A 5074-nucleotide genomic window follows, 5' to 3' on the forward strand; every position below is an offset into this window, starting at 1 on the left:
AGGGGAGATTATTATTATTAATTCTCAGGGGAGAAGCGGGTACTACCTGCACATTTGGTGTGGTGGGTTGACTTTCGTTGGTACTCAGTAAAGTCAATTGATTAATACTAGGATTAATCGCAAATTGTTGGGTGATAACTCCCGACGGACAACAGGAAGGATCCCGGGGGAGAAATCTTCTCATATTGACGGTGATCATACCATCTTTGGCACTCAGATTATCGACAATTACTCGATCGGCTAACAGGACAGTATCGGTGTTAGTGGCAGTACCATTATTATCGATGACTAGGGCTAAATAATGTAATTGCTGTTGATCTCTGGTAATCACTCTTAATACGACAATACCATCAGTCCTTTGATCGTTATTATAGTCCCCCATCAAAGCTTCTCGACTGACTTGCACTCCTAAAATCTGTCCCTCATTGGATTGAAAAATACCATCGCTGACAATTACGGAACCCCGATTGGGAATGTTATAGACGGTATTCCTTAAATTATCCACGCTCAGGGGTGTAGATTGGGCAAGTAAGGGCAGAGAATTGTTTAATAATAAACTGATACCCAGGAGGATAGATTGAGGCAAAACTGCTAATTTAATCATGGTTGTCATGGATTGGGTATATTTTCTTGAGTATCGAATAACTGCACGTTATTAATGGTACAAACCATCCCCTGTTGTGCCGCTAATTTATCTCGCCATTGACTTAATTGTTGTTGACCATTACTACCATTTAACCAGTAAACTGTCAAGATGCCAATCGCTTGTTCTGGTTCACAGGAAAAGCTGAGAGTTTGATCGGGTATATCGGTATTTCCTTCACGACATTGCCAACCTTGTTTTTCAATTAATTCTTTCCAACCTTTCTCTTCTTTAGCAGCCACGGCAATGCGTTGATCTTCTTGGTTACAAACCCAATTTTTCTGCTGGGTGGGATCATTCGGTAGATCACCAAGATTGGGGGAATTTTGCTTAATTGGGGGCAGCGAGGGGACTTGAGCTTGAACAGAAAAAATCGGTAGTATTAACCAAGTACCGATGAGCATTTTTAACAGTTTCATCCTTTAAAATTGCCATATTTAGGGATTTATGCCTTTAGAATATCACGTTTTTGAGGTATGGATAAAATACTCTCTTAAGATATGTTTAAATCTCTAATGATGGTTTCGATCGCATCAAAGGAAAATTCTCTGGCTAACTGTTGTAAACCTTGGGCAAGGGTAGCATAATCGGGGGGAATTTCTGCGGTTAGGGCGATAATTTTTTCATCATCACATTCTCGCGCCGCTTGTTGCAATTGTCCAATCCAAGCGGGACTAATTAATTTTAATAGGGATTGCAGGGAATCGAGGAAAACTGGCGAATAATTGGGCTGATTTGGCTCACTATCGGCATAAATATATTTTAATCCTAGATATTCGCCCATTTTTTGCCAAATAACTTCCTCTCGGAAAGGTTTACGCACGAAATCATCACAACCGGCGGCAATAACCAAGGCGCGATCTTCTTCAAAAGCACTGGCAGTTAGGGCAATTATCACCGTTTTTCCGCGATTATCAGCCTCTAACCTCCTAATTTCCCTAGTTGCTTCGTAACCGTCTTTAACTGGCATTCTCATATCCATCCAGATAAGATGAGGTTGCCATGCTTGCCAAATTGCGATCGCTTCTTGACCATTAGCAGCCTCTTGCACGGACAATCCTAGGGTAGTCAGGAGTTTCAGTAACAGTAAACGGCTTTCCGGTCGATCATCGACGACTAATATGCGATATTTAGGCTGATTTTCGGCTAAAGCGATAACTTTTGCCCTATTGGTTTCGGTTTTAATCTCATTTTCCCCCACCAAACCCACCTGAATATCAAAACTAAAAATACTTCCTTGACCCAGAATACTACTAACTCCGATCGCACCCCCCATCAACTCAACAAATTTTTTACTGATAGGTAAACCCAATCCCGTCCCCTGTTGGGATTTTCGTCCCGTTTCCGTTTGGTTAAAGGGTTGAAATAGCTTATAAATCTCCTCTGGGGCGATTCCTGCGCCTGTGTCTTCAATTTCCCAGAGCAATCGCTGATAATCTCCTCTTTTCTCTCCTACTTTTCCCCGGAGAGTCACCCCTCCCGACTCGGTAAACTTCAATCCGTTACCCAAGAGATTGATTAACACCTGTCGCAATTTACTTTCATCAGTACATATATATTGAGGCAGATCGGAGCTGCGATCAAAAATTAAGCTTAAAGCTTTTGCCTGCGCTTGTGAGCGTAGCATTTCGGCAATATTATCTAAAAGAGCGTATAAATCGAAATTACTAGGATTAAAAACCGTTCTTCCCGCTTCTATCTTCGACATTTCTAGAATATCGTTGATTAACTCTAATAAATGTTCCCCGCTACGATTGACAATTTCCAAATATTGCCGATATTCACTGCTGATGCTGCTATCCCGGGATATTAAGCGAGTAAAACCCAAGATAGCATTAAGAGGAGTGCGTAATTCGTGGCTCATGTTAGCTAGAAACTCACTTTTAGCTTTATTTGCTTTAACTGCCGCTTCTTTAGCCTCTTTTAATTCTTTTTCCGCTTCATATCTACTTTCTGCGATCGCAATTAATTCTCCCACCAACCGCACAAAGGTGACATCTTCCCTTGTCCATTGCTTTTCTGCACTTGCATCCAATCCCAGATAACCCACCGTTACCCCACAACTATCCCACATGGGAACGATTAAGAGACAGGGAGTAGAACTATTAGCGAGAATAGCTCTTTCAGGGATAGCAGTAGCGGGTAAATCGTCTAAAGAGTTCAGTTTAACTGGAATACCGTTTAATAATTGTTCAGAAAACCAGGGAAAGGTTTCCGTCGAGAGATTTTGTGATTCTTCCCGAATCGGGATAACTTGCGGATAGTCGGGGTGACAGTATTCATAAACCATACTCCACTGCTGACGACAGGTGGAATATTGAATAATGTAACAGCGCGCACTCTGGGTAAATTGACAGAGCAGTTCTAGGGTATGATCGATCGCCAAGTGGATATCTTGAGAAATTAGTAATCTTGTCACCCGTGAGAGCAAATTATCGCGATAGGCCTGCATTTCTAGGGCTTTTTCCCGTTTTTTAGACTCTAGTTCCTCAAAATCACTCATAATCAGTTATCAGTTATCAGTTATCAGTTAAAAGGGTTTGGGTGTTGGGGTTGTAGGGTTTTAGGGTATTAGTTGAATTTCCCCATCACCCCACTTCCCCACTTCCCCATCACCCCGTCTCCCGTCTCCCGTCTCCCGACTCAAAAAACAGTAAACTTTTCCCCTATTATGTTCTATAGGAATTTTACCGAATCAATATGCTCAAATTATTAGCTTCTCTCCTTCTCTCCTGCTGTATAGCCTTGGGTGTTTCCCTGTCACCGGCTGCTGCCATGGGAGTCTATGACCTCCCTATTTTAAGCCCCGGAGCGCCCACTTATGTAGTCGATCCCGTTGCGGCCATTAGTGCCGCTAACGAGGGAAAATTAAATAAAGACCTGAAAAATCTCGCCGAAAAAACCGGCCAAGAAGTGAGAATGGTAGTGGTCCGGCGCTTGGATTACGGTCAAAAAATTGACAATTTAGCCGATGATATCCTGAGAGAATGGTATCCTAACTCCGAAGATCGTGCCAATCAAACTATCATCGTCCTTGATACTTTAACCAATAAAACTGCTATTCGGGTTGGGGAGGAAGCAAAACCCCTATTAACCGATGCTATTGCTGATAGTATCCTCTCGGAAACTATGGCAGTTCCCCTCAAAGATGGGGGAAAATATAATCAAGCTTTACTCGATGCTAGTCGTCGTCTAACGGCGGTACTTTCTGGAGAAGCGGATCCCGGACCGCCGGAAGTAGCGACAATTAATATCGAAAGTACCTTTACTACCGCAGAAGAAACTGACGATAAAAGCGCCACGATTTGGGTGATAGTTTTACTGGTTTTAGCCACAGTAATCCCCATGGTTACCTATTTTTGGTACGCTGGTTTTGGTCGCTAAATTAAATTAATGATCTGGGACTGATACAGCTAAAATATTCCCACAGATAGCTCAATTCTCAGCCTGTATGAGCAAGATGAAGTAACTTCTAAGTGGGTGGGTGGAATTAAATATAAGATGAACGTAGGTTGGGTTGAAGCATGAAACCCAACGCCCTACAAATAATTGTGCCTACCTACTTAGTAGATTTTAGTTGTGTCAGTTCACCCCATTTGCTTAACCTTAATAACTAATGTCTAGACTGGTAAATAAATTACAATCCTATTATCGAGAGGAGGAAGGAACTTACTTAATTGAAATTAAACTTAATCAGTTACAGCAGGTATTTAATTCTCTCGATCCTTCGCCATTTTTAGATAGAGATTTAGACGATAACGCCGAAAATTATATTATTAACTCTGTGGATGAATTTCCCCTCAATACCCCCCTTAAATTAGTCTTTTATCTTCCCAGTAACGAACAGAATACCGCCCGACATCTGTTACCCTCAGCTTTACATAATTATTTTGACTATCGCCAACAGGGAGAGCAAAGAAAATTACGCACAATTTGGCGACAGGGGCGCATATCTTTGCTAATTGGTCTCTCCTTTCTTTTTGTTTGTTTGAGTCTCAGCGAATTAATTAGTCGTTTTGGCACCGATACATTTATTCACTTCTTAGAAGAAGGATTATTAATTAGTGGTTGGGTGGCCCTCTGGCGACCTTTAGAAATTTTTCTTTACGAATGGTGGCCTGTCAGTTATCAACAAAAGATTTTTGCTAAACTAGCCTACATCCCCATTGAAATCCGTCTATTAGAGGAACCATCCACCCCAGACTCTTTTCGATAGAGCTAATCCTCCCGATGGCTTGTCTTCAAAGTTACAAAGCTTTTATTTGAAGCAGTTTACAATAAAATTAACTCTGTACAAAGCTTATCGGGTTTCAGCTTGGCTATTACTTTATTCTCAAACTTTTAACTAAGTAGGGTTTGCTGAATAAATATAAAAACCTTGTTGGATAAGGCTTTTAGACTTTTTTTCCCTGAAAAAGTGCCTACCATTGG

The 5074-nt window shown here is 41.4% G+C and carries 5 protein-coding genes; 2 read left to right on the forward strand and 3 right to left on the reverse strand.

What is annotated here, in order from left to right; genetic code table 11:
- The 3 genes from PX636_RS15605 to PX636_RS15615 all read right to left on the reverse strand — a co-directional run.
- On the reverse strand, window positions 1-604 hold a 604-nt coding region (locus PX636_RS15605; RefSeq protein ID WP_288117757.1), incomplete at its 3' end, for an LppP/LprE family lipoprotein.
- 5 nt (window positions 605-609) lie between these two features.
- On the reverse strand, window positions 610-1062 hold the full coding sequence (locus tag PX636_RS15610) for a hypothetical protein (protein WP_288117754.1): 453 nt from the start codon (window positions 1060-1062) through the stop codon (window positions 610-612).
- A gap of 74 nt (window positions 1063-1136) precedes the next feature.
- Complete coding sequence (locus tag PX636_RS15615; RefSeq protein ID WP_288117755.1) at window positions 1137-3146, reverse strand: ATP-binding protein; 2010 nt, start codon at window positions 3144-3146, stop codon at window positions 1137-1139.
- Between the two features lie 197 nt (window positions 3147-3343).
- Here PX636_RS15615 and psb32 point away from each other — a divergent pair, with 197 nt between their 5' ends.
- On the forward strand, window positions 3344-4027 hold the full coding sequence (gene psb32, locus PX636_RS15620) for a photosystem II repair protein Psb32 (protein ID WP_288117756.1): 684 nt from the start codon (window positions 3344-3346) through the stop codon (window positions 4025-4027).
- 232 nt (window positions 4028-4259) lie between these two features.
- Entirely contained in the window at window positions 4260-4859 is a 600-nt protein-coding gene (locus PX636_RS15625) for a hypothetical protein (RefSeq protein WP_061433132.1), read from the forward strand.
- Window positions 4860-5074: the final 215 nt, after the last annotated feature.

It is taken from the genome of Microcystis sp. M53598_WE2 (genome assembly GCF_030067735.1).
Classification (GTDB): Bacteria; Cyanobacteriota; Cyanobacteriia; order Cyanobacteriales; family Microcystaceae; genus Microcystis; species Microcystis aeruginosa.

What these genes read in the sequence shown, in the direction of transcription:
- PX636_RS15610 (WP_288117754.1), bottom strand. Translation starts at nt 1,062, where the DNA reads ATGAAACTGTTAAAAATGCTCATCGGTACTTGGTTAATACTACCGATT.
- PX636_RS15615 (WP_288117755.1), bottom strand. Translation starts at nt 3,146, where the DNA reads ATGAGTGATTTTGAGGAACTAGAGTCTAAAAAACGGGAAAAAGCCCTA.
- PX636_RS15625 (WP_061433132.1), top strand. Translation starts at nt 4,260, where the DNA reads ATGTCTAGACTGGTAAATAAATTACAATCCTATTATCGAGAGGAGGAA.
- psb32 (WP_288117756.1), top strand. Translation starts at nt 3,344, where the DNA reads ATGCTCAAATTATTAGCTTCTCTCCTTCTCTCCTGCTGTATAGCCTTG.